This is a genomic window from Nocardia sp. CA-135398 (assembly GCF_050955845.1).
Lineage (GTDB): Bacteria > Actinomycetota > Actinomycetes > Mycobacteriales > Mycobacteriaceae > Nocardia.
The window spans coordinates 1,976,573-1,994,971 of record NZ_CP192084.1; the positions used below are offsets into that span (position 1 = coordinate 1,976,573).

24 protein-coding genes are annotated in these 18,399 nt (G+C 66.2%); 13 read left to right on the forward strand and 11 right to left on the reverse strand.

Going from position 1 to position 18,399, the window contains the following annotated elements; translation table 11 throughout:
* Positions 1 to 175: 175 nt before the first annotated feature.
* On the forward strand, positions 176 to 1,075 hold the full coding sequence (locus ACQP1T_RS08850) for a phosphotransferase family protein (RefSeq protein WP_433759452.1): 900 nt from the start codon (positions 176 to 178) through the stop codon (positions 1,073 to 1,075).
* Positions 1,076 to 1,129: 54 nt separating this feature from the next.
* On the opposite strand, the gene ACQP1T_RS08855 is transcribed toward ACQP1T_RS08850, so the two are convergent.
* Positions 1,130 to 1,882 carry an SDR family oxidoreductase gene (locus ACQP1T_RS08855; protein WP_433759453.1) on the reverse strand — a complete coding sequence of 251 codons (753 nt, stop codon included), beginning with the start codon at positions 1,880 to 1,882 and terminating at the stop codon, positions 1,130 to 1,132.
* A gap of 102 nt (positions 1,883 to 1,984) precedes the next feature.
* Here ACQP1T_RS08855 and ACQP1T_RS08860 point away from each other — a divergent pair, with 102 nt between their 5' ends.
* Positions 1,985 to 2,848 (forward strand): helix-turn-helix transcriptional regulator, encoded by an 864-nt coding sequence (locus ACQP1T_RS08860; protein WP_433759454.1) that lies wholly within the window; start codon positions 1,985 to 1,987, stop codon positions 2,846 to 2,848.
* 49 nt (positions 2,849 to 2,897) lie between these two features.
* Here ACQP1T_RS08860 and ACQP1T_RS08865 read toward each other — a convergent pair whose 3' ends face one another.
* Both ACQP1T_RS08865 and ACQP1T_RS08870 read right to left on the reverse strand, forming a co-directional pair.
* Complete coding sequence (locus ACQP1T_RS08865; RefSeq protein ID WP_433759455.1) at positions 2,898 to 3,671, reverse strand: AfsR/SARP family transcriptional regulator; 774 nt, start codon at positions 3,669 to 3,671, stop codon at positions 2,898 to 2,900.
* A gap of 51 nt (positions 3,672 to 3,722) precedes the next feature.
* Positions 3,723 to 3,920 (reverse strand): hypothetical protein, encoded by a 198-nt coding sequence (locus ACQP1T_RS08870; RefSeq protein ID WP_433759456.1) that lies wholly within the window; start codon positions 3,918 to 3,920, stop codon positions 3,723 to 3,725.
* Positions 3,921 to 4,031: 111 nt separating this feature from the next.
* Here ACQP1T_RS08870 and ACQP1T_RS08875 point away from each other — a divergent pair, with 111 nt between their 5' ends.
* The 3 genes from ACQP1T_RS08875 to ACQP1T_RS08885 all read left to right on the forward strand — a co-directional run bounded on the left by ACQP1T_RS08875 (position 4,032) and on the right by ACQP1T_RS08885 (position 6,741).
* Complete coding sequence (locus tag ACQP1T_RS08875) at positions 4,032 to 4,424, forward strand: ankyrin repeat domain-containing protein (RefSeq protein WP_433759457.1); 393 nt, start codon at positions 4,032 to 4,034, stop codon at positions 4,422 to 4,424.
* Between the two features lie 64 nt (positions 4,425 to 4,488).
* Positions 4,489 to 5,793: a glycosyltransferase 87 family protein gene (locus ACQP1T_RS08880; protein ID WP_433759458.1), complete on the forward strand. Its 1,305-nt coding sequence runs from the start codon at positions 4,489 to 4,491 to the stop codon at positions 5,791 to 5,793.
* 39 nt (positions 5,794 to 5,832) lie between these two features.
* Positions 5,833 to 6,741 (forward strand): EamA family transporter, encoded by a 909-nt coding sequence (locus tag ACQP1T_RS08885; RefSeq protein ID WP_433759459.1) that lies wholly within the window; start codon positions 5,833 to 5,835, stop codon positions 6,739 to 6,741.
* Here the strand turns inward: ACQP1T_RS08885 and ACQP1T_RS08890 are convergent, their stop codons facing one another.
* Positions 6,742 to 7,458 (reverse strand): ubiquinol-cytochrome c reductase iron-sulfur subunit, encoded by a 717-nt coding sequence (locus ACQP1T_RS08890; protein WP_433759460.1) that lies wholly within the window; start codon positions 7,456 to 7,458, stop codon positions 6,742 to 6,744.
* Between the two features lie 451 nt (positions 7,459 to 7,909).
* Between ACQP1T_RS08890 and ACQP1T_RS08895 the strand changes: the two genes are divergently transcribed.
* From ACQP1T_RS08895 to ACQP1T_RS08905, 3 genes are all read left to right on the forward strand, one after another.
* Positions 7,910 to 8,818, forward strand: a complete 909-nt coding sequence (locus ACQP1T_RS08895; RefSeq protein WP_433759461.1) for an NADP-dependent oxidoreductase — start codon at positions 7,910 to 7,912, stop codon at positions 8,816 to 8,818.
* Between the two features lie 95 nt (positions 8,819 to 8,913).
* Positions 8,914 to 9,627: a helix-turn-helix domain-containing protein gene (locus tag ACQP1T_RS08900; protein WP_433759462.1), complete on the forward strand. Its 714-nt coding sequence runs from the start codon at positions 8,914 to 8,916 to the stop codon at positions 9,625 to 9,627.
* Between the two features lie 95 nt (positions 9,628 to 9,722).
* Positions 9,723 to 10,088, forward strand: coding sequence for an META domain-containing protein (locus ACQP1T_RS08905; RefSeq protein WP_433759463.1), 366 nt, complete (start codon positions 9,723 to 9,725; stop codon positions 10,086 to 10,088).
* Between the two features lie 3 nt (positions 10,089 to 10,091).
* Here ACQP1T_RS08905 and ACQP1T_RS08910 read toward each other — a convergent pair whose 3' ends face one another.
* Together ACQP1T_RS08910 and ACQP1T_RS08915 are read right to left on the reverse strand one after the other, a co-directional pair.
* The gene (locus ACQP1T_RS08910; protein WP_433759464.1) at positions 10,092 to 10,706 is read right to left on the reverse strand and encodes a TetR/AcrR family transcriptional regulator; all 615 of its coding nucleotides are present in this window, start codon (positions 10,704 to 10,706) and stop codon (positions 10,092 to 10,094) included.
* 27 nt (positions 10,707 to 10,733) lie between these two features.
* Positions 10,734 to 11,177, reverse strand: coding sequence for a MarR family winged helix-turn-helix transcriptional regulator (locus ACQP1T_RS08915; RefSeq protein WP_433759465.1), 444 nt, complete (start codon positions 11,175 to 11,177; stop codon positions 10,734 to 10,736).
* 81 nt (positions 11,178 to 11,258) lie between these two features.
* Here ACQP1T_RS08915 and ACQP1T_RS08920 point away from each other — a divergent pair, with 81 nt between their 5' ends.
* Both ACQP1T_RS08920 and ACQP1T_RS08925 read left to right on the forward strand, forming a co-directional pair.
* Positions 11,259 to 12,419, forward strand: coding sequence for an MFS transporter (locus tag ACQP1T_RS08920; RefSeq protein ID WP_433759466.1), 1,161 nt, complete (start codon positions 11,259 to 11,261; stop codon positions 12,417 to 12,419).
* A gap of 113 nt (positions 12,420 to 12,532) precedes the next feature.
* A complete protein-coding gene (locus ACQP1T_RS08925; protein WP_174415132.1) occupies positions 12,533 to 12,823 on the forward strand; it encodes a hypothetical protein in 291 nt (96 codons plus the stop codon).
* Here ACQP1T_RS08925 and ACQP1T_RS08930 read toward each other — a convergent pair.
* Together ACQP1T_RS08930 and ACQP1T_RS08935 are read right to left on the reverse strand one after the other, a co-directional pair.
* Positions 12,820 to 13,362 (reverse strand): thioredoxin family protein, encoded by a 543-nt coding sequence (locus tag ACQP1T_RS08930; RefSeq protein ID WP_433759467.1) that lies wholly within the window; start codon positions 13,360 to 13,362, stop codon positions 12,820 to 12,822. The genes ACQP1T_RS08925 and ACQP1T_RS08930 overlap by 4 nt on opposite strands.
* 39 nt (positions 13,363 to 13,401) lie before the next feature.
* Positions 13,402 to 14,334, reverse strand: a complete 933-nt coding sequence (locus ACQP1T_RS08935; RefSeq protein WP_433759468.1) for a threonine/serine dehydratase — start codon at positions 14,332 to 14,334, stop codon at positions 13,402 to 13,404.
* 267 nt (positions 14,335 to 14,601) lie between these two features.
* Between ACQP1T_RS08935 and ACQP1T_RS08940 the strand changes: the two genes are divergently transcribed.
* Entirely contained in the window at positions 14,602 to 15,084 is a 483-nt protein-coding gene (locus ACQP1T_RS08940) for a hypothetical protein (RefSeq protein ID WP_433759469.1), read from the forward strand.
* A gap of 36 nt (positions 15,085 to 15,120) precedes the next feature.
* Here ACQP1T_RS08940 and ACQP1T_RS08945 read toward each other — a convergent pair whose 3' ends face one another.
* The gene (locus ACQP1T_RS08945) at positions 15,121 to 15,765 is read right to left on the reverse strand and encodes a winged helix-turn-helix transcriptional regulator (protein WP_433759470.1); all 645 of its coding nucleotides are present in this window, start codon (positions 15,763 to 15,765) and stop codon (positions 15,121 to 15,123) included.
* A gap of 90 nt (positions 15,766 to 15,855) precedes the next feature.
* Between ACQP1T_RS08945 and ACQP1T_RS08950 the strand changes: the two genes are divergently transcribed.
* Both ACQP1T_RS08950 and ACQP1T_RS08955 read left to right on the forward strand, forming a co-directional pair.
* The gene (locus ACQP1T_RS08950; RefSeq protein ID WP_433759471.1) at positions 15,856 to 16,740 is read left to right on the forward strand and encodes an alpha/beta fold hydrolase; all 885 of its coding nucleotides are present in this window, start codon (positions 15,856 to 15,858) and stop codon (positions 16,738 to 16,740) included.
* A 31-nt stretch (positions 16,741 to 16,771) separates the two neighbouring features.
* A complete protein-coding gene (locus ACQP1T_RS08955) occupies positions 16,772 to 17,482 on the forward strand; it encodes a helix-turn-helix domain-containing protein (RefSeq protein WP_433759472.1) in 711 nt (236 codons plus the stop codon).
* A gap of 2 nt (positions 17,483 to 17,484) precedes the next feature.
* Here the strand turns inward: ACQP1T_RS08955 and ACQP1T_RS08960 are convergent, their stop codons facing one another.
* The gene (locus tag ACQP1T_RS08960) at positions 17,485 to 17,874 is read right to left on the reverse strand and encodes a VOC family protein (RefSeq protein WP_433759473.1); all 390 of its coding nucleotides are present in this window, start codon (positions 17,872 to 17,874) and stop codon (positions 17,485 to 17,487) included.
* Between the two features lie 48 nt (positions 17,875 to 17,922).
* Positions 17,923 to 18,336, reverse strand: coding sequence for an arsenate reductase ArsC (locus ACQP1T_RS08965; RefSeq protein WP_433759474.1), 414 nt, complete (start codon positions 18,334 to 18,336; stop codon positions 17,923 to 17,925).
* Positions 18,337 to 18,399 lie beyond the last annotated feature (63 nt).

The following is an 18,399-nucleotide window of genomic DNA, read 5'->3' on the forward strand; positions in this document are numbered from 1 at the left end:
CCAAGACTCTGGCCCGGGCACCTGTGCGTGGATCCCGGAACAACCTGGTTGCCGGGCATGGCAAGACCGCGCCGCGAACTCGCGGGCGACATCGTGGTCGGCGCGGTAGTAGTCGATACATCAGATTGGTTGTGAATCAATGCAATTCGTCGGATCGAACCGTTACCATGGGGATATGACCGCGACGCGGCTGAGCAATGGGACGTGGTCGATTCTGCGGGTCGCCTGCGCGGGTGTCGGCATGAATTCCGCAGAGGCCCAACTACTTCGAGTGACCGGCGAGATCGACTACCGGTTGCCGGGCGGTGTGATTGCGCGGATCGGTGCGCCCGGACAGCAGGGCGCCGCCAAGCGTGCGGTCGATGTCGCGCGCTGGTTGGCGGCCGCCGAAATACCTGCGGCGCAGCCGGTTTCCGATATTCCGCAGCCGGTGGTGGTGGACGGCCGCGCGGTGACCTTCTGGCATGAGCTGCCGCGGCACCGCGCGGGCACACCGGCCGAGGTGGCCGCAGCGCTGACGAGATTGCATCGGCTGGCGCCGCCGACCGAGATGGAAATCGGACAGGTGGCGCCCTTCGTCGGACTCGATGAACGCATCGATGCCGCGCACACCATGACCGCCGACGACAGATCCTGGATGCGTAGGCATTTGGCGGAACTGCGTGGTCGCTGGGCCGCGCTGCCGACCGGACGGCCGTGGTGTGTCATCCATGGCGCCGCGTGGAGCGGCAATGTGGTTGTCGCCGAGGACGAGAGCGTGATCCTGCTCGATACCGGGCTTGTGTCGTTCGGGCCGCCGGAATGGGATCTGGTGCATGCGGCGATCGAATGCGCGTCATTCGGCTGGATCACCGATGCGCAATACGCCGAGTACTGCCGGGCGTACGGCAGTGACGTGCTGCGCTGGGACGGCTTCTACCTGCTGCGTGATATCCGGGAGTTCCGGATGGCCACCATGGCCGCGCAGGCGGCGGCCGCGAATTCGGAGTACCAGGCGCAGGCGGATCTTCGCCTGGCCTGTGTGCGTGGCGATATCGGCCCGCGGGTGTGGGACGGGTGGACGGCGCTGTCATAACGCGCTCGCGACGCCCAGCGGCGAACGTCCGAAAGGACGTCCGCCGCATCGGGTTCAGCCCTGCTGGGTCGGCACGACGATGAGCTCGGCCACATTGACCCGCGGTGGCGCGGCGACGGCGTAGGCGATCGCATCGGCGATATCGTCCGAACGCAGGACTTCGAGTGCGCTGCGCCACTGGGTGAGCCCGGCGCGCTGTTCTTCATCGCGCATACCCGCGCCGAGTTCGGTTTCGACGAAACCGGGTTCGATATTCTTCACCCGGACACCGCGCGGGCCGAATTCCGCGCGCAGATTGCGGGTGAGATGGGCAACCGCGGCCTTCGTCGCGGTGTAGACACCGTAGTTCGGGAAGACGGTGTGCCCGCCGATCGAGCCGACATGCACCAGATCCGCGCGGCGGCCGTCGCGTGCCGCGGCGAGCAGGTCATCGATGAACGCCCTTCCGGTGTAGAGCAGTCCGTTGATATTGGTGCCAACCATCTGATCCCATTCGTCGGTGTCCGCCGCTTCGAACGGTGCGGCGAGCATGACGCCCGCATTCGCGACCACCAGGTCGACGGGTCCGAATGCCGCGTGCACTGTCGCGGCGGCGTCGCGCACGGATTGTTGGTCGACCACATCGGTGACCACCGCGAGGGTCGGGCCGCCGATCTCGGTGGCCAGTTCTTCGATTCGATCCTTGCGGCGGCCGAGTAGGGCGACCCGTGCGCCGTTGTGTGCGAGCTGTCGGGCGGTGGCGGCTCCGATACCACTGGATGCGCCGGTGACTACCGCGGTGCGGCCTTCGAGGTTGTTGTTTGTCATGAGCACTACGTTCGTATCCGCCGCGCTCACCCGCCAGGCTGCGGACTTCCTGGTAGTCGCAGGGCCACCCAGGTCCGAGCAGGTTGTCCTACCCTCGGTTGTATGGACTCCGAGAACCGATTGGGCGTTTTCCTGCGCGCCCGCCGCGAACTGGCGCGTCCGGAGGAGTTCGGGATTCCGGGTGGCGGCCAGCGGCGGGTGGCGGGGCTGCGTCGCGAGGAAGTCGCCATGCTCGCGGGCATGAGCGCGGACTACTACGTGCGGCTGGAGCAGGGGCGGGATAAGCATCCGTCCGAGCAGGTGGTCGAGGCATTGGCCCGGGTATTCGCGTTGGACGAGGAGGGGGTCGCACACCTGCGCGAGTTGGCGCGGCCGACCGTTCGGCGCAGGCGGGCGACGCGACGGCCCGAGCGGGTCGCGCCCGGGCTGCTGCGCCTGATGGATTCCTGGCCGAATACGCCCGCATTGGTTCTCGGCCGACATATGGATGTGCTGGCCGCGAACCCACTGGCCACCGCCGTCAATTCCTGTTCGGCCACGGGTGTCAATATGGTGCGGGCGATCTTTCTCGACCCGCAGGCGCGCGTATGTTATGCGGACTGGCCAACCATTGCCGCCGATACCGTCGCCAGTCTGCGTGCCACCGCGGGCACCGACCTCGACGATCCGCGCCTGACCGAGCTGGTCGGCGAATTGACGCTGAAGAGCGAGGATTTCCGGCGACTGTGGGCCCGTCATGACGTGCGCGCGAAAACGGCAGGCGTCAAACATTTTCGCAATCCGCTGGTCGGCGACCTCACGCTGTCCTACGAAACCTTCGCCGTCAATGGCGCTCCCGGCCAGATACTCATCGCCTATCACGCCGAGCAGGGTTCGGCTGATGAGCGCGCACTCGCACTGTTGGGCATGATCGTCGCGGGTGAGGTGCCCGAATCCGCTTCTGTACCAGCAGATTCCGATAACTGAAACGCTCGCCGAGCGGTAGCGGTGCCGGTGCATCGGTCACCGCATGCGTTCATATCGACTGTGACAGTAGGAATTCGATTGCGGCCGTGGGTCGCAGGCCCGCTGTGCTCTCGAAGGCAGTGGTGAAGGCGTCAGCACCGAGTGCTTCGCGGGCTCGGTCCGCCGGTGCCACGAGATTGTCATAACCACGCCGGTCCTCGGTGCCGATCGTGTGAGCACTGCGGAAGAAGGCCGCCAGTGCATCGGCCTGCCGACCCGCCGCATACAGCGCACGGATCAGTAGGCCCTGGATGCGCTCGGTCAGCGGATGCGCCTCGGCCAGCACGCGCACCTCGTCGAGGACATCATTGCCCGCGGCGACCTCCAGCCCGAGCCGGTGTTCGGCCGCGCCGAGCCGCAACTCGTCCAATCGCACTGCCGCGTCGGCCGCGAACCGCAGCTCCGACAATTCGGTCAACGCCGGACCCCGCCACAGGGCCTCGGCCTCGCGCAATGCGACCAGATCATCCGATCCCCGACCGACCGCGGCCAGGCGTTCGAACCGGACGACATCCACCTCGACGGGATCGATGACCAGCCGATAGCCCGCCGCGAGTCCCTCGACCCGCGCGCTGCCGACCGCGCGCCGGACCCGAGACACCAAGGCCTGCAACGCATTCGCACTGTTGTCCGGCGGGCGTCCGAGGTCGCGTCGGCGAGCGCATCGACGGGCACGACCCGGCCGGGTTCCATGGCGAGCCGCGCGCACCCTGACCCCGGCGATCCGCAGCGGTCGGTCCTCGTCATCGCGGACCTCGAAGGGGCCGAGCAGCAGTACACGCACGGCAGTAAGCCTGCCGTATCAGGTAGGGGAGTCGTAGTTCTGGTGGATCGGCTAACGACTGTGCGGCAGGATGCCGAGTGTCACAATCAGTCCGGCCGCGATGCATCCGGCGGCGGCCGCGCTGGTCGGGAAGGAACGGGTGATGGTGGCGATGCCGGCCACGAAAATCAGGCAGGTTGCCGAGGCCAGCAGCGCAGTTCCGCGATCGACACCGACGGACCGGTGAAATCGCTTGTGCGTCACTGTCATGTTCACTAGGTACCCGATCGCCGAGTTATGAAACTGTTATCGACCGCGACAGGCCGAATCATTCCGTGACAACTGCCGTCTCGGGCGCACCTCGAGTGGTAGGACTGGCAGATGGGCAATGACGAGACGGACGCGGACCTGATCGAACTCGCCACCAAGATCTTCGATCTAGCTCGGCACGGCGATGCCGAGCGACTCACGGCGTACCTCGATGCCGGTGTCCCGGTGAACCTCACCAACGACCACGGCGACACGCTGCTCATGCTGGCCGCCTATCACGGTCATCAGGACGTGGTGCAGGTGCTGCTCGCGCGGGAGGCCGATCCGAATCGCGCCAATGACAAGGGCCAGACACCGCTGGCCGGTGCCGTCTTCAAGGGCGAGACCGAGATCCTGCGCGCCCTGCTCGCCGCCGGTGCGGATCCGGATGCCGGGACACCGTCCGCGCGGGCCGCGGCCGCCATGTTCGGCAAGAACGATCTGCTGAGCTTGTTCGGAGCGTGACCGTTCGCCATGCGCAACAATGCCGATTCGGCTGCGTTCGTGCGGGTCGGTATAGTCGCCGCGGATGAGTAGTGTCACCACCCCAGATAGGTCCGAGCCCGTGAACCGACGATTCGGGCGCGCGGTGTGGCTGGTGCCGGTGCTGCTCGTCGCGTTCGCCACCTGGTGCCTGCTGGCGCCGCTGTGGCCCTTCCACCGGATCACCGGTGGATTCATCGACCTACAGGTGTACCGGCTCGGTATCGAGGCGCTGCGCGACGGCGCGGATATGTACGGGCAGCTGCCGCAGACCACCATCGGCATCGGTCTGCCGTTCATCTATCCACCGTTCGCCGCGCTGGTGCTGAGCCCGTTCGCGTTGCTGCCATGGGACGCCGCGGCCTTCGCCTTCTTCATCTCCTCGACGCTCGCGCTGGCCGTCACGCTGTATCTGGTCGCGCGGCGGCGCTGGCCCGAGCGTGGCGCGTTGGGGCTCGCGCTGCTCGCCACCGCTTGCGCGACCCCGCTGGCCATGCTGTTGGAGCCGGTCCGCTCGACGTTGGACTTCGGCCAGGTGAATCTGCTGCTGATGGTGCTGGTCGCCGCGGACGCGCTCGCCGTGAAGCCGAAGTGGCGGCGCGGCATGCTGGTCGGCGTCGCCGCCGCGATCAAGCTGACACCGGCCGCGTTCGTGCTCTACTTCCTGGTGCGCCGGGACTATCGCGCCGCGGTCACGGCCGCTATCACCGGTGCGGTGGCGACGGCGTTCAGCTTCGCGATCCTGCCCAAGGAATCGGTCAACTACTGGTTCGGCGGACTCGGCAATGTCTCCGGACTCAGCGGCTCCTCCTTCCATACCAACCAGTCGATCCAGGCCGTGCTGGCCCGCTTCGGTGTGGAGAAGCCGCTGTTCACCGTGCTGTGGCTACTGCTGAGCGCGGCGCTGCTGGTGCTGGTGGTCCCGGCCATGCGCCAGGCCGCCGAGGTACCCGCGCTCGCACTGTCGATCAACGCCGTCTTCACGCTGCTGGTATCGCCGATCTCCTGGTCGCACCACTGGGTGATGATCGCGCCCGCGCTGTTCGCGATGATCTGTTATGCGACCACGCTGCCGCGCGGTCGGGCGATCGGTTGGTATGTGGCGATCGTCCTCACCGCCGCGGCGTTCGTCTACGGGCCGCAGAACTGGCTGCCCGGCGATAATCGCCGCGAATTGGCTTGGACGCCTTGGCAACACCTGTGGGGAAACACCTACGTGTGGTTGAGCGTATTGCTGGTGGTCGCGTACCTCGTGGCCAGCAGGCGGGCCAAGTCGCAAGTGGGCGAAGGCGATTGCGCGCCGAAGGACATCGATCTAGTCGATCTGGCAGGTCCGCGCCCGGCAGCCTGACCGTTTCTGGAATGCTGGGCTTTTGGACGGAGGTGTCGCGTGGTCGCGATCGATATCGAACGGAATCCGAAGTCGGCGTGGCCGCTGACGCCACTGCGTGCGGTGCACGCGCGCGGGCTCGGCGGGGTGCCGCCGACGGCATTGGTGCTGATCGGGATCGTCAGCGTGCAGGTCGGCGCGGCGCTGGCCAAACAGCTGTTCACTGCCACCGGAGCCGCGGGTGCGGTCACACTGCGACTGTTCTTCGCCGGGGTGGTGCTGTTGGTCGTCTGGCGGTCCTCGCTGCGGATAGAGCGGCGGGCGCTACCGGTGGTGCTCGGCTACGGCATCGTGCTCGCCGCCATGAATCTGTGCTTCTATCAGGCCATCGACCGGATTCCGCTCGGCATGGCGGTCACCCTTGAATTCCTGGGGCCGCTCACCGTCGCGCTGGCGGGCTCGCGGCGATGGACCGATCCGGTGTGGGCGGTGCTCGCCGGTGGCGGTGTGCTGCTGCTGACCAAGTCGGGCGGCGATGTCGGCTGGGCGGGAGTGCTGTTCGCGCTGGCCGCGGGAGCCCTGTGGGCGAGCTACATTTTGCTGAGCGCCGCACTCGGTGACCGGACCAGCGGCGGCGGGGGATTGGCCATCGCGATGGCCTTCGGCGGTGTGCTCATGGTCCCGGTCGGCATTGTCGACGCGGGCCCCACGCTGTTCCAGCCCTCGGTTCTCGCCGCCGGTTTCGCGGTCGCGATGCTGTCGTCGGTGCTGCCGTATTCGGTGGAACTCGAAGCGCTGCGGCGCATTCAACCGCGCGTCTTCGGCGTGTTGATGAGCCTGGAACCGGCGGCGGCCGCACTCGCCGGACTGATCGTCCTCGGCCAGATCATGCATGCGGCGCAATGGGCGGGGGTCATCTGTGTGGTGGCGGCCTCCATCGGCGCAACCCGCACAGCGCGGCGGAAATAGTCAGCAGCCGGCACTTCCCGGCGCGAAGACCGGGATTTCGCACCACCACGGCTTGATCACCGGAGGTGTCGCCGGTGCGCCCGCGACGATCCAGTCGCCCTGTACGGAAACCTCACGGCGCGACAGCGGTTCGTTGGCCGGGCCGGTGGCGACGGAGCCGTCGAGATTGAATCTGCTGCCGTGACAAGGACAGTTGATGGTGCCGCCCGCGATTTCGTTGAGGGCGCAGCCCTGATGCGTACAGATCACCGAGAAGCCCTGGTAATTACCGGGATTCGGTTGTGTAACCACGGTGTCGCCGAGGATGAGGCCGGAGCCGACCGGTACGTCGGAGGCGCGGGCGAGGGCGTTCTCCGGTGCGCCCTCCTCGACTCGCGGCGCCGGTGCGGTTTGCTCCTGGACCTCTTGCCGCGTGGCGGGTAGCGGTGCGAAGGCGCCCGCGACGATCCATTCGCCCTGCACCGTGATAGTGCGCGCGGCGAGTGGTCGGGTGGCCGGGCCGGTGGCGACGGAGCCGTCGAGATTGAATTTGCTGCCGTGACAAGGGCAATTGATGGTGCGGCCCGCGATTTCGTTGAGGGCACAGCCCTGATGTGTGCAGATCACCGAAAAGGCCTGGTAATTACCGGGACTCGGCTGGGTGACGACCGTATCGCCGAGTAGGACCCCGGAACCGACCGGTACGTCGGCGGTGCGGGTGAGTGCAGTACCTGGCACAGGCTCCGGAGCGGCCTGCACTTCGGTCGGGGGAGGCGGCGGTTCGGCGGACGGTGCGGCCGCGACCGAACTCGAGGACCTCGGCACTGCGGTGGAAGTAGCCTGGCTCGAGGAGTTTTCGCTCGTCGAGCAGGCCGCGACAACTGCCGCGGCCCCTGCTCCGATGACGATTGTTCGACGGTTGACGTTTTCGACGCTCATCGTGACCTCGGCATTGTCGGCTCGTTGTTGTAGGTGTTACGAGGTAGCCGCGGATTCGGTTCGAGGTCGTTTCGGATTCTTGTCGAGGTTGGCGCTGCCTACCGCCCGGCTGAGACTGAGACCGGACGGGGCAGCCACCGGCCATTGAACTCAACAGTTCTGAGACCAGAGCCAGGTGTTCGATGAGACTCTCCTGAGAAACCGGGCGGCGCTACCCGCGAGCGCGCGGTGCGACCCGTAGGCTGGGACGATGCGGGCGATTGCGTTCTACGAATTCGGCGGTCCGGACGTACTGCAGATCGTCGACATCCCGATCCCGGAGCCGGGGCCGGGCCAGGTCCGAGTCGCGGTGCGGACCACCGCGGTGAATCCGGCGGATTGGAAGATCCGTTCCGGCGCATTGTCTTTCGGCGAACCGGTGTTTCCGCAGTATCCGGGCGGTGAGATCGCGGGTGTGGTCGATGCGGTCGGTCCCGATGTCACCGGCGTTGCGGTCGGCGACGAGGTACTCGGCTGGGCGGTGGCGGCATACGCCGAATACACCCTCAGCAATGCCGTCGCCAAGAAACCCGAGGAATTGTCCTGGCCGGATGCCGCATCGCTCCCGGTCGCGGTGTCGTCGGCGGAGAAGTCATTGGCGGCACTGAAAATTCAGCCGGGCGAAACGCTGTTGATCAACGGCGCGTCCGGTTCGGTCGGGTCGATGGCGGTGCAGTTGGCCGCGGCGGAGGGCGCGACCGTAATCGGCACCGCATCCGCGGCCAATCAGGATATTGTGCGCGGACTCGGCGCCATCCCGACCACCTACGGCGCCGGATTGGTCGAGCGCGTGCGCGAACTGGCACCCAATGGCATCGACGCGGTCTTCGACGCCGCCGGATACGGTGTGCTGCCCGCCGCCATCGAATTGCGCGGCGGCACCGATCGCATCGTGACGATCGTCGATCCGGCGGCCCGCGAACTCGGCATCACCTTCCTCGCCGGTAGCGGGGCCCAGCGGCCCACCGAACTCCTTCAGCAGGTCGCCGAACGTGTCGCCAGCGGTGCGTTCCGGCTGCCGGGCCCGGCGCGAACCTTCCTGCTCGAGCGCGCGTCGGCCGCACAGGAGGAGAGCGAAAAGGGGCGTGGTCCAGGCAAGGTCGTCCTCAACGTGAGCTGACTCCGCCCCGGAACGCCTTGTTGCGAACGACAACCGGCGTACCATCTTTTCTTGCCGTGTGCCGATAGGAGTCGCGGCAAGGAGGAGGACGGGCGATGGTCGGTAGCCCATCGGCTGACGGAACGGGCCGCGGTGTGCTCGATGCCGGTTTCCAGATCCTGGATGCCATTTCGGCGGCGCCGGAAGGCTGTGGACTCTCGCAGCTGGCTCGCACTACCGGATTGGCGAAGGCCACCGCATATCGGCTGGCCGAACAGTTGGTGGCGCTCGGTGCCGTACAGCGGGTGGAGCAGCGGTATTTCGTCGGCGAGCGGATGGCGGAGCTCGGGCGACATTGGCAGGCCGCGCCGATCCTGCGCCGGGCCGCGCAACGACCGGCCCGGGTATTGTCCGCGTTGACGAATTCGACTGTCGCGGTGTGCATTCTGGACGCGGGCGAGGTTCGGATGGTCTCGGGTATCAAGGGGGCCGAGTTCTTCCTCAACACCCCTGCGGATCCGGAACTGCTCTATCGCACCGCGCTGGCGCAGGTGCTGTTCGCGGGACGCGCCGACAACACCGTCCCACCACCGACCTATTCGGCCGCGGAATGGCAACGCGTGTGCTCCGGAATCATCGATGCCGGAATGGTTTCCGTCGATCATCACAAGCTGATCGCCGGGATCTGTTGTGCCGCAGCGGCAATCCGGCAACCCGGCATGTGCGATGCGGCCGCGATCGGCTGTATCTCACTGTCCCAACAGTTTCCACCGAATCTGCCCGGTCTGGTCGCACATACCGCACGCGAAATCGAGAAGAATCTTCGCTGATCGGTTCGTTCAGTGGACCGGCCCGTTTTACACGCTCGAAGCGGGAATCAGGATAGATGGGCTGTCGAACGCTGTGAGTAAGGGCCGATCCACCGATGCACGACTCCGATCTCTGGGGCCACCGCTACGTCTCCTCATCCGTCACCGAGAATGGCCGACCACGATTCTTGGTCCGCGGCACCTGGATCACCCTGTGGTTCGTCGACGAAACCCGCCGCCTGTCCGCCCACGCCGGCGCCAACACCGTAATGTTCGAGGTGGATCCCGACAGCGGCGTCCTGAAAACCCGATCCCCGTTCGCCACCGTGCTGTCCTACCCGCCGGAATTCGCCGACCAGGACTCCTGGCTCACCGAATTCCTGCTCCTCGCGCCCACCTGGTCCACCACCGGCGACGGCACCCTCATCCTCAGTGACGAGCGGATCAGGATCGAGCTGCAACAGACCGCCGACTGCCCCTGATGCCTAGGCCGCCGGAATGAGAAAGCTTTCGACGACCCGGCGGACCTTGGGCACCGCATCGGCTTCGCCGAGTCGCAGTTCGGTATTGGCGGCGCAGAGGACAGCGTCGATCTGGAAGGCGGCGAGATCGATATCCAGATCGGCGATTTCACCCGCATCGACGGCATGTCGGAGTTCGCCCGCGATGGTCGCGATCCAGTCCCGCTGATCGCGCACCAGGGCATCGCGCACCGGACCGGGACGGCTGTCGAACTCGGCCATATTCGCGACCCGATAGCAGCCGCCCGCGAACAGTGGTGTCTGCGCGTAGACGATCCAGAGTTCGATCAGGGCGCGAAGTCGTCGCACCCCATGGGGTTGCGCGCGGGCGGGCCGGACGACGGCATCGATGAACATATCGCGGGCGAAATCGAGCGCCGCGAGTTGCAGCGTCTCCTTGGTCTTGAACAGGGTCTGCACACCCGCCTTGCTGAGGCCGGTATCGGTGGCCAACTTGCCGAAGCTCAAACCCTCGAGACCGTCGAGGGAGGCGGTGTCGACCGCTTGGCGCAAGACGAGCTGGCGACTCCGGGCACCGCGCAGCAGGCGCTTGTCCTCTGTCGTGCGGGCACTGGTCATGACTAAACAGTACGTCCGACCGTATGGTTAAGCAATGGGTGTGACCATCGCTTGCAGCAGATCGCGCAGGGTCTGCTGCTGGGCGGCGGTCAGGGAGGTCAGCGGCGACTGTGCGCCGAGCAGGTCGAGTGCCTCGGCGCGGCGCCGCTCCCCGGCCGCCGTCAGCACGATCTGCTTGGCGCGACGATCGGTCGGATGTGGTTGTCGCCGAACCAGATCCTGCTGTTCGAGGCGGTCCAGCACGAAGGTCGCATTCGACGGCTCACACGACATCCTGGTGGCCAACTCACGCGCGGTAATCGGATCCGACAGCTCGCGCAGGGCGATGACCTGCGACGGCGTCATGTTCAATGTCTCGGCGACGCGGCGAACGTGCACATCGAGGCGGTGGGTGAACTGATGCACCAGCTTGCAGACATCCCGATCGATCTCGGTATCGACGGCGAGATTCGGTGACGCCTGCTCCTTCATTCCGTCGAGTCTAGCGCCATGCTTCGAACTGTGATAGTTCTAGTTCAAATCATTTGAGTTGTAACTATCTGGAGTGGCTGTATGCGTCCTGCTGTCTTTGCGCTCATGCTGGTGGTCTTCAGTCTGACCACCGGGGAATTCGTAATCGCCGGAATCCTGCCCGAGGTGGCCGGTGGTCTCGCGGTGTCGGTGCCCGCCGCGGGTCTGCTGGTGAGCGCCTATGCGCTCGGCATGATCGTCGGCGGGCCGGTGGTGACCGTGGCGACGGCGCGGCTGCCGCGCAAACCGCTGGTGGTCGGATTGGTCGCGGTGGCCGTCGTCGCGAATCTGGGTTCGGCTCTCGCGCCGAACTATTCGACCGTGCTGCTCGCCAGATTCGCCGCTGGACTCGTGGTGGCAACGTTTTTCGCCGTCGCCATCGCGACCGTCGTCTCTACTGCCGAACCCGGCCGGGAAGCGTCCGCGGTGGCACAGGTGGCGCTCGGGATGAATCTGGGCATTGTCGGCGGCACCCCGATCGGCGCGGCCATCGGCCAATCTTTCGGCTGGCGTGCGACATTCGTATCGGTCGCGGTGTGCGCGTCCGTCGCGCTGCTGCTCGTGCTGCGCTTCCTGCCCACGATGCCCGCACCGTCGAGCGGATCGGTGCGCGGGGAGTTGCGCGTATTCGCCGATCGCCGAGTGCAATTGGCGATCGTGCTCACCGCGCTGGGCAATGTCGGTGTGGTGACAGTGTTTACGTACTTCACCCCACTGCTCACCGAGGTGAGCGGCTTCACGCCAGGTGTGGTGCCGGTGCTGCTGCTGGTGTACGGCGCTGGCGCGGTGCTCGGCAATTATCTGGGGGGACGGTTGGCCGATAAGGCGCTGATGCCATCGCTGGCGGGTCTGCTCGTCGCCCTGGCTGGCGCGCTGGCGCTGCTCTGGGCAATCGCCGGAATTCAATTGATAACGGTGGCAGTGGTTTTCGTGCTCGGCGTGCTGGCCTTCGCGATCATTCCCGGTATGCAGACCCGAGTCGTGACCGCCGCGGGTGCGGCACCCACGCTGGCCGTCGCGGTCAATGCCTCCGGATTCCAACTCGCCGCCGCATTCGCGGGCCGCATCGGCGGCTGGGCCATCGATGACGGACCGGGACTGCGTTCGATCTATCCGATAGCCGCCGCGCTCACTGTCTCGGCCGTGGCGATGGCGCTGTACATGCTGCGTCGCGATCGCAAGCCCGCGCTGGAATCCAGCTGACCGGTATGTCGTTGAATCCGATTGCTGCACAATCTGTCTCGAGCTGAGCCGCTATTATCTGGCTAGGCGCTTACCAGCGTCGCCGATATCAGAAGAGGGGTACGACTGTGAGCATGATTCTCGCCGCGGCACATGACACGTATGGAGCAGTCCTGGCCCAACTCGGTAACCCGACACCGGAGGCGCCGCCCCTCGCGGACAAGATCCTGCAGATGGTGCGCTATTTCACCTGGTTCATTCTGCTGGCGGGCATTACCGCCATCACCTACGCGGGCGGACGGTTCGCCTGGGAGAAGTGGTCCGGTGGTGGCCTGCAGTCGCCGAAGATGGTGGCGGGAGCCATGATCGGCGGCGTTGTCGCGACCAGCGCGGGCACCATCATGAATGCCGTGATCGGCACCTAGGAACGCCATTTGATGGAGCAACCCATGCTCGGCCGGTGCGGCTCGGGCACGGGTGCTCCGGTGAGTACCGCCTCGACCGCGGCGCGTAATTCGTTGCCGGTCACCGGTTTACCGTTGCCCGGGGTGGATTCGTCGAAGGCGCCGCGGTAGGCGAGTTCCAGGCGTTCGTCGTAGAGGAAGAAGTCCGGCGTGCATGCGGCCCGGAAGGCGCGACCGACCTGCTGTGTTTCGTCGATCAGGTAGGGGAACTTCCAACCTGCGCGATCGGCTTGTGCCCGTAGGTGTTCCGGCGCGTCATCCGGGTAGGCATCGGCATCGTTGGTGCAGATCGCGACCGTGGGGATGGTCGGCGTGCCGAGTACCTCGCCGAGCTTCGCCTCGAGGTGACGCACATACGGGCAGTGGTTACAGGCGAAGATGACCAGTAGCCCGGTCCCGTCCGCGTAGTCGGCGCGGGCGTGCAGGTGACCGTCGAGGTCGGGCAGGCTGAAGTCCGGAGCGGGCGTTCCGATCGGGACCATCAGGGATTGGACCGACATGAGGTGCCTCCATCCGAGTCGATATCGAGCGTAGTGCGTTTACCGCGCCAGATCCGCTGGATCGGTATTGGCGCCGCACAATACGACGCAGACTCGCTCACCGGGCTCGGGGCGATACGCCTTGGTGGTCAACGCAGCGAGAGCCGTTGCGGCGGCATGTTCCACGGCTAGGCGGCGGTCCCGCCACAGCGCCAGGCGGGCCGCGATGATGTCGACGTCGGGGACGAGCGCCGAGGTCACGTCATAGTTCTGCGCCGCGTGCAGTGCCAGTTCGGTGGCGCGGCGGGCGCCGAGGGAATCGGCGGCGACCGAATCGACCGGCGCGTCGACGATCCGGCCCGCCTGGATCGCGTCGTGCAGTGCTCGGCAGCGTTGCGGCTCCACCGCGATCGTCCGGACGCCGAAGTGGCCCGCGGCCGTGGCGACCCCGGCGAACAGACCGCCGCCACCGACCGCGACGATAACGGTGTCCAGCCGGGGGAGCAGATGATGAATCTCCACCATGAGGGTGCCCGCCCCGGCGGCTATGTACGGGTTGTCGTAAGCGTGCGATAGCAAAGCGCCACTGGTATCGGCGAATTCGCGACAGGCGACGAGTGCGTCGGCGTATTCGGTGCCGACCAGGCGCACATCAGCGCCGTAGCCGCGCAGCCGCTCGACCTTCACGATCGGCGCGGTGGTCGGCAGGAAGACCGTCGCCCGTACGTTCTGTTCGCGGGCCGCCCACGCACACGCGAGTCCGGCGTTTCCGCCGGATGCGATGGTCACGCCCGCGTCCGGCAGCGTTCCGTCGTCCTGGTGCGCCTGGATGAAGTTTCGGGCGCCGCGGGCCTTGAACGAACCGGTGTGCTGCATGAATTCCAATGCCAGCCACAGCTCACCGGTCGCGTCCCCGGGTGCGATGGCGACCGGCCGCACGTGCCCGGTGATCCGATCGGCGGCGGCCTTCACATCGCCGTAGCTCAACTCCATTCGCACTCCTGTCCTCGATCCCTCACCGATCATCCTGCCCCGCGCTCATTGTTCGTCGACCGCCAGGCGGCTGCCGTGGAAACCGGCGGCTGCCGCAATGCGATTCCCGAATGCGCCCGCGGCGCGCAAGGCGAGTCTGCCGCGCATGCAGTGATTTTCGATATCCGTCGAGTCCTCTTATTTGCGAACAAATTGCCGATTTTCTCGCCATGTAGTCTGCGTAAATCTGGAAGTTGTAGTCATGCTCTGTCGAAGAGAGGTTGACCTGTGAAACTGATCTGGATGACGGTGACGGCCGCACTTGCCGTCGCCGTGGCGGGCTGCTCCGATGACAAGTCAACGACGGTCGCGTCGAGTTCGTCCGTACCTGCGGAGACGAGTTCGGCGAGCGCCACGCCGGTCGAAAGCGAAGAGCCGGGCGACGGCGTGCGGATTCCGTTGGGGGAGACCAAGAAAGTGCCGATTCCGGCCGATGCCGTGATGGATATCAAGGTGCCCGTCGACTGGGGTGCGGCGAGCGCGAGCCTACGCTGCGCGGTAACCGACAGCACCGGACGCAACGAAGATCTCCGTTCCACCAATACTAAAAAACAGGAAACAATCGGCGGAAAAGAGTGGATGACGCTGTGGACCTTTTCCTCGCCCGCGGGCGCCGAGGTCACCGTCGGATGCAAGGATCCGGAGTCGAAAATCGCCCCGGGCGATGATCACCTGATCCGGGTTGTCCCGCGCGGCATCACCCCGCACTGAATCGCTGTGACGCGGGTGCGCGGGAAGACGCGGAGCTCACCGGCGATCGATGACCAATCCCAGTAGGCGCAAGGCGAGTTCGGTATCGCCCGTGACGTGCACGCGGTCGACCACGTCCGCCGGATCGAGTTGGCGCGTGCCGAGGCGACCCAGAGTGCGCAGGTCGGTGGTGACGGTGGCGTCGGCTTGGTGGAGTTCACCGGGGTGGACGGTGGCCTGTCCGTCGGCGATGACGATGGCCCCAGCGGAACCGTCGATGTGGAACTGGATTGTCGCCCGCATATCGGTGGGCGGGTCGATCAGCGTCGCGAGGAAGACCAGTGTCCATTCGGCGCGGAAGCTCTCCTCGGGGCGTCGCGGTTCGTCGAAGTGGTGGCGTATGCCCCACATGGCAAGGGGGACAAGCGATGCCGCGAGCTCCCGACCGGTCGGGGTGAGTTCGTACACCTGTGATGCGGCCGGTGGCGGCAGGGTGGTCCGGCTGATCAGGCCGTCGTCGTCGAGCTGTTTTATGCGCGCGGCGAGCAGGCTGGTGCCGATGCCGTCGAGTGCGTCGGCGAGGTCGGTGTAGCGCTTCGGGCCCGCCATGAGCTCGCGAATGATCAGCAGCGTCCAGCGTTCGCCGACGAGATCGAGGCTGCGGGAAAGTCCGCAGTACTGGTTGTAGGTGCGCCGCGCCATGGCCATCCCCTAGTTCGAAATCATGGTGTACTTACTTCTAAATCTTATGTTAGCGTCGTGCCAAGGGTTGGTCGAACTCAGGAGAGACCCGTGACTACATCGCTGACGAATTCCGCCGAACTCACCGCGCTTTCCGCGGATATCCCGACTGACGTGCGCCACCACTTCATCCAGATCGATGGCCTGCGCATCCACTACGCCGAGGCGGGCGGGGGTGAACCGCTGATCTTGCTGCACGGCTGGCCACAGCATTGGTGGGAGTGGCGGCACGTGATCGCGCCACTCGCCCAGCAATATCGGGTGATCTGTCCGGATGTACGTGGCCTCGGCTGGTCCGAAGGATCCGGTGGCGGCTACACCTTCGAGCGATTGGCGCGTGATCTCGTCGAGTTGCTGGATCGGTTGGGTGTGGACCGGGCTCGGGTGGTCGGACGCGATTGGGGATTGGTCATCGGGTATCGCGCCTGTCTGAACTGGCCGGAGCGGTTCGACCGGTTCGTCGCGTTGGCCGGTGTGCATCCGTGGACCATCGACGGGGTGCGTCCCGCGGTATTCACCAGGCCGTGGCACGTCTACGCGCTTGCCGCGCTCGGGCGTTCGGCCGCGCTACAGGCGGCGCTGACAAGGCGGAGTCTGCGCGCATGGCGGCACAGGGGCAGCTTCAGCGAAGCGGAGACCGAGGTCTATCTGTCCCGGATGCGCACGCCGAGCGCATATGCGGCGACCATCGACTTCAATCGCAATGTGCTGTTGCACGAGGTGCCGCATTTCGCGCGGCACTACCGGATGATCCGCCTGCGGGTGCCGACCCTGCACCTCAACGGCCGCTGCGACCCGCTCTCCGATGGCGTGCCGGACAGCTATCGCGATTACGCCGACGATATGCGCCTGGAACGGATCCCGGATTGCGGTCACTTCGTGCCGGAGGAGCAGCCACGGTGGCTGGCCGATCGGCTGCTGACCTTCCTCGGCTGAGGCGCCAGGGGACGCGGGTAGCCTCGGATTCGTGGCAGAGGTAGTGCCGGGATATCGGGAGCGGCCGTCGCGGCTCCCTGGTGCCGTGGTGTGGACGAATACCAATTCCACCGGGGCCGCGGCACTACCGGTGTTGCCGGATGGATGTATGGATCTGCTGTGGAACAACGGCAGGTTGCTGGTGGCCGGACCGGATACCCGGGCCTACCCGGCCGACGGTGCGGCGGGAACTCGATGGATCGGGATTCGATTCGCACCGGGCAGTGCGCCCGCGCTGCTCGGCGTACCCGCGCACGAATTGCGTGATAAACGGGTGGAATTGGCGGATCTGTGGCCTGCGGCGGAGGCGCGGCGGCTCGCGGAACAGGTCGGTGCGGCAGCGGATCGGACCGACGCACTGGAGGCGATCGCAGTGCGACGGGCTTCCGACACCGAACCGCCCGACCCGGTATTGCGGCGGATCGTCGATGCGCTGGATGCCGGATGGTCGGTCGCGGCGACGGCCGAGGCCGCGGGGCTCGGCGCCCGGGTGCTGCATCGACGTTCGCTGGCCGCCTTCGGCTACGGACCCAAGACATTGGCGCGAATCCTGCGGCTACAGCGGGCGCTCGCGCTGGCCCGCAGCGGAGTGCCGCTCGCGGATACCGCATTTCGCACCGGATTCGCCGATCAGGCCCACCTCGCCCGCGATGTGCGCGAACTGGCCGGGATGCCGTTGAGCGAGTTGCTCACCCGCTCCTAGGCTCAATCCGACAGCGGGGCGTACAGATCGACGCTATTGCCGTCCGGGTCCAGGATCGTCGCGTAGCGCTGGCCCCAGAACGCATCCCATGGTTTCAGCTCGCCGCGGTATCCGGCATCGATGAGTTCGCCGTAGACCGCGTCGACCTCGGCGGGGTCCGCGCACTGGAATGCCAGCCCGAGTCGGCCCGCGGACTTCGGAGGCTGCCAGCCGTGGTGGAAAGACTCGATCACGGCCTCGGTATCCAGTGTCAGGCGCATACCGCCGGGCAGTGCGGCCTCCATATGCCCGTCATCCGCCTCCGGGAACTCGAGCCCCAGGCGTCGGTAGAAGGCGAGCGAGGCGTCCATATCGCTGACGACAATGCCGATCACATTGAGTTGTGGAGTCATATCCGCAGCGTATGCCGCACTCCGGCAGGCGTCTTGAACAAATCGGACTCAGCAGGCGGTGGCCGGAATCAGTTCCGCGATGAGGTTTTCCACCAGGATGCGGATCCGGTCGCGGATCGAGCGCACGATGGCGATGTCCTCGCCGGTCGGATCGGGCAGCATCCAATCGCGGTAGCTGATTCCGGGGAAGAACGGGCACACGTCACCGCAGCCCATGGTGACGACGACATCGGACATGGCCACCGCGTCCACGGTCAGCAGCTTCGGCGCGTGCGCCGAGATATCGATATCGAGTTCGGCCATGACCGCGACGGCGGCCGGATTGATGGTCTCGGCGGGCGCGCTCCCTGCGGAGTGCACGTCGATGCGGTCACCGGCGAGCGCATCGAGGAATCCGGCGGCCATTTGCGACCGGCCCGCATTGTGGACACAGACGAACAGCACGCTGGGCTTGTGAGCCATGTGCGGGAATACCTTTCAGGCTGGTGCGTGGTTCTGGGCGCAATGTCGGGATTGTCGGGCATC

What these genes read in the sequence shown, in the direction of transcription:
- ACQP1T_RS08850 (WP_433759452.1), top strand. Translation starts at nt 176, where the DNA reads ATGACCGCGACGCGGCTGAGCAATGGGACGTGGTCGATTCTGCGGGTC.
- ACQP1T_RS08855 (WP_433759453.1), bottom strand. Translation starts at nt 1,882, where the DNA reads ATGACAAACAACAACCTCGAAGGCCGCACCGCGGTAGTCACCGGCGCA.
- ACQP1T_RS08860 (WP_433759454.1), top strand. Translation starts at nt 1,985, where the DNA reads ATGGACTCCGAGAACCGATTGGGCGTTTTCCTGCGCGCCCGCCGCGAA.
- ACQP1T_RS08870 (WP_433759456.1), bottom strand. Translation starts at nt 3,920, where the DNA reads ATGACAGTGACGCACAAGCGATTTCACCGGTCCGTCGGTGTCGATCGC.
- ACQP1T_RS08875 (WP_433759457.1), top strand. Translation starts at nt 4,032, where the DNA reads ATGGGCAATGACGAGACGGACGCGGACCTGATCGAACTCGCCACCAAG.
- ACQP1T_RS08880 (WP_433759458.1), top strand. Translation starts at nt 4,489, where the DNA reads ATGAGTAGTGTCACCACCCCAGATAGGTCCGAGCCCGTGAACCGACGA.
- ACQP1T_RS08895 (WP_433759461.1), top strand. Translation starts at nt 7,910, where the DNA reads ATGCGGGCGATTGCGTTCTACGAATTCGGCGGTCCGGACGTACTGCAG.
- ACQP1T_RS08900 (WP_433759462.1), top strand. Translation starts at nt 8,914, where the DNA reads ATGGTCGGTAGCCCATCGGCTGACGGAACGGGCCGCGGTGTGCTCGAT.
- ACQP1T_RS08905 (WP_433759463.1), top strand. Translation starts at nt 9,723, where the DNA reads ATGCACGACTCCGATCTCTGGGGCCACCGCTACGTCTCCTCATCCGTC.
- ACQP1T_RS08910 (WP_433759464.1), bottom strand. Translation starts at nt 10,706, where the DNA reads ATGACCAGTGCCCGCACGACAGAGGACAAGCGCCTGCTGCGCGGTGCC.
- ACQP1T_RS08915 (WP_433759465.1), bottom strand. Translation starts at nt 11,177, where the DNA reads ATGAAGGAGCAGGCGTCACCGAATCTCGCCGTCGATACCGAGATCGAT.
- ACQP1T_RS08920 (WP_433759466.1), top strand. Translation starts at nt 11,259, where the DNA reads ATGCGTCCTGCTGTCTTTGCGCTCATGCTGGTGGTCTTCAGTCTGACC.
- ACQP1T_RS08925 (WP_174415132.1), top strand. Translation starts at nt 12,533, where the DNA reads ATGATTCTCGCCGCGGCACATGACACGTATGGAGCAGTCCTGGCCCAA.
- ACQP1T_RS08930 (WP_433759467.1), bottom strand. Translation starts at nt 13,362, where the DNA reads ATGTCGGTCCAATCCCTGATGGTCCCGATCGGAACGCCCGCTCCGGAC.
- ACQP1T_RS08935 (WP_433759468.1), bottom strand. Translation starts at nt 14,334, where the DNA reads ATGGAGTTGAGCTACGGCGATGTGAAGGCCGCCGCCGATCGGATCACC.
- ACQP1T_RS08945 (WP_433759470.1), bottom strand. Translation starts at nt 15,765, where the DNA reads ATGGCGCGGCGCACCTACAACCAGTACTGCGGACTTTCCCGCAGCCTC.
- ACQP1T_RS08960 (WP_433759473.1), bottom strand. Translation starts at nt 17,874, where the DNA reads ATGACTCCACAACTCAATGTGATCGGCATTGTCGTCAGCGATATGGAC.
- ACQP1T_RS08965 (WP_433759474.1), bottom strand. Translation starts at nt 18,336, where the DNA reads ATGGCTCACAAGCCCAGCGTGCTGTTCGTCTGTGTCCACAATGCGGGC.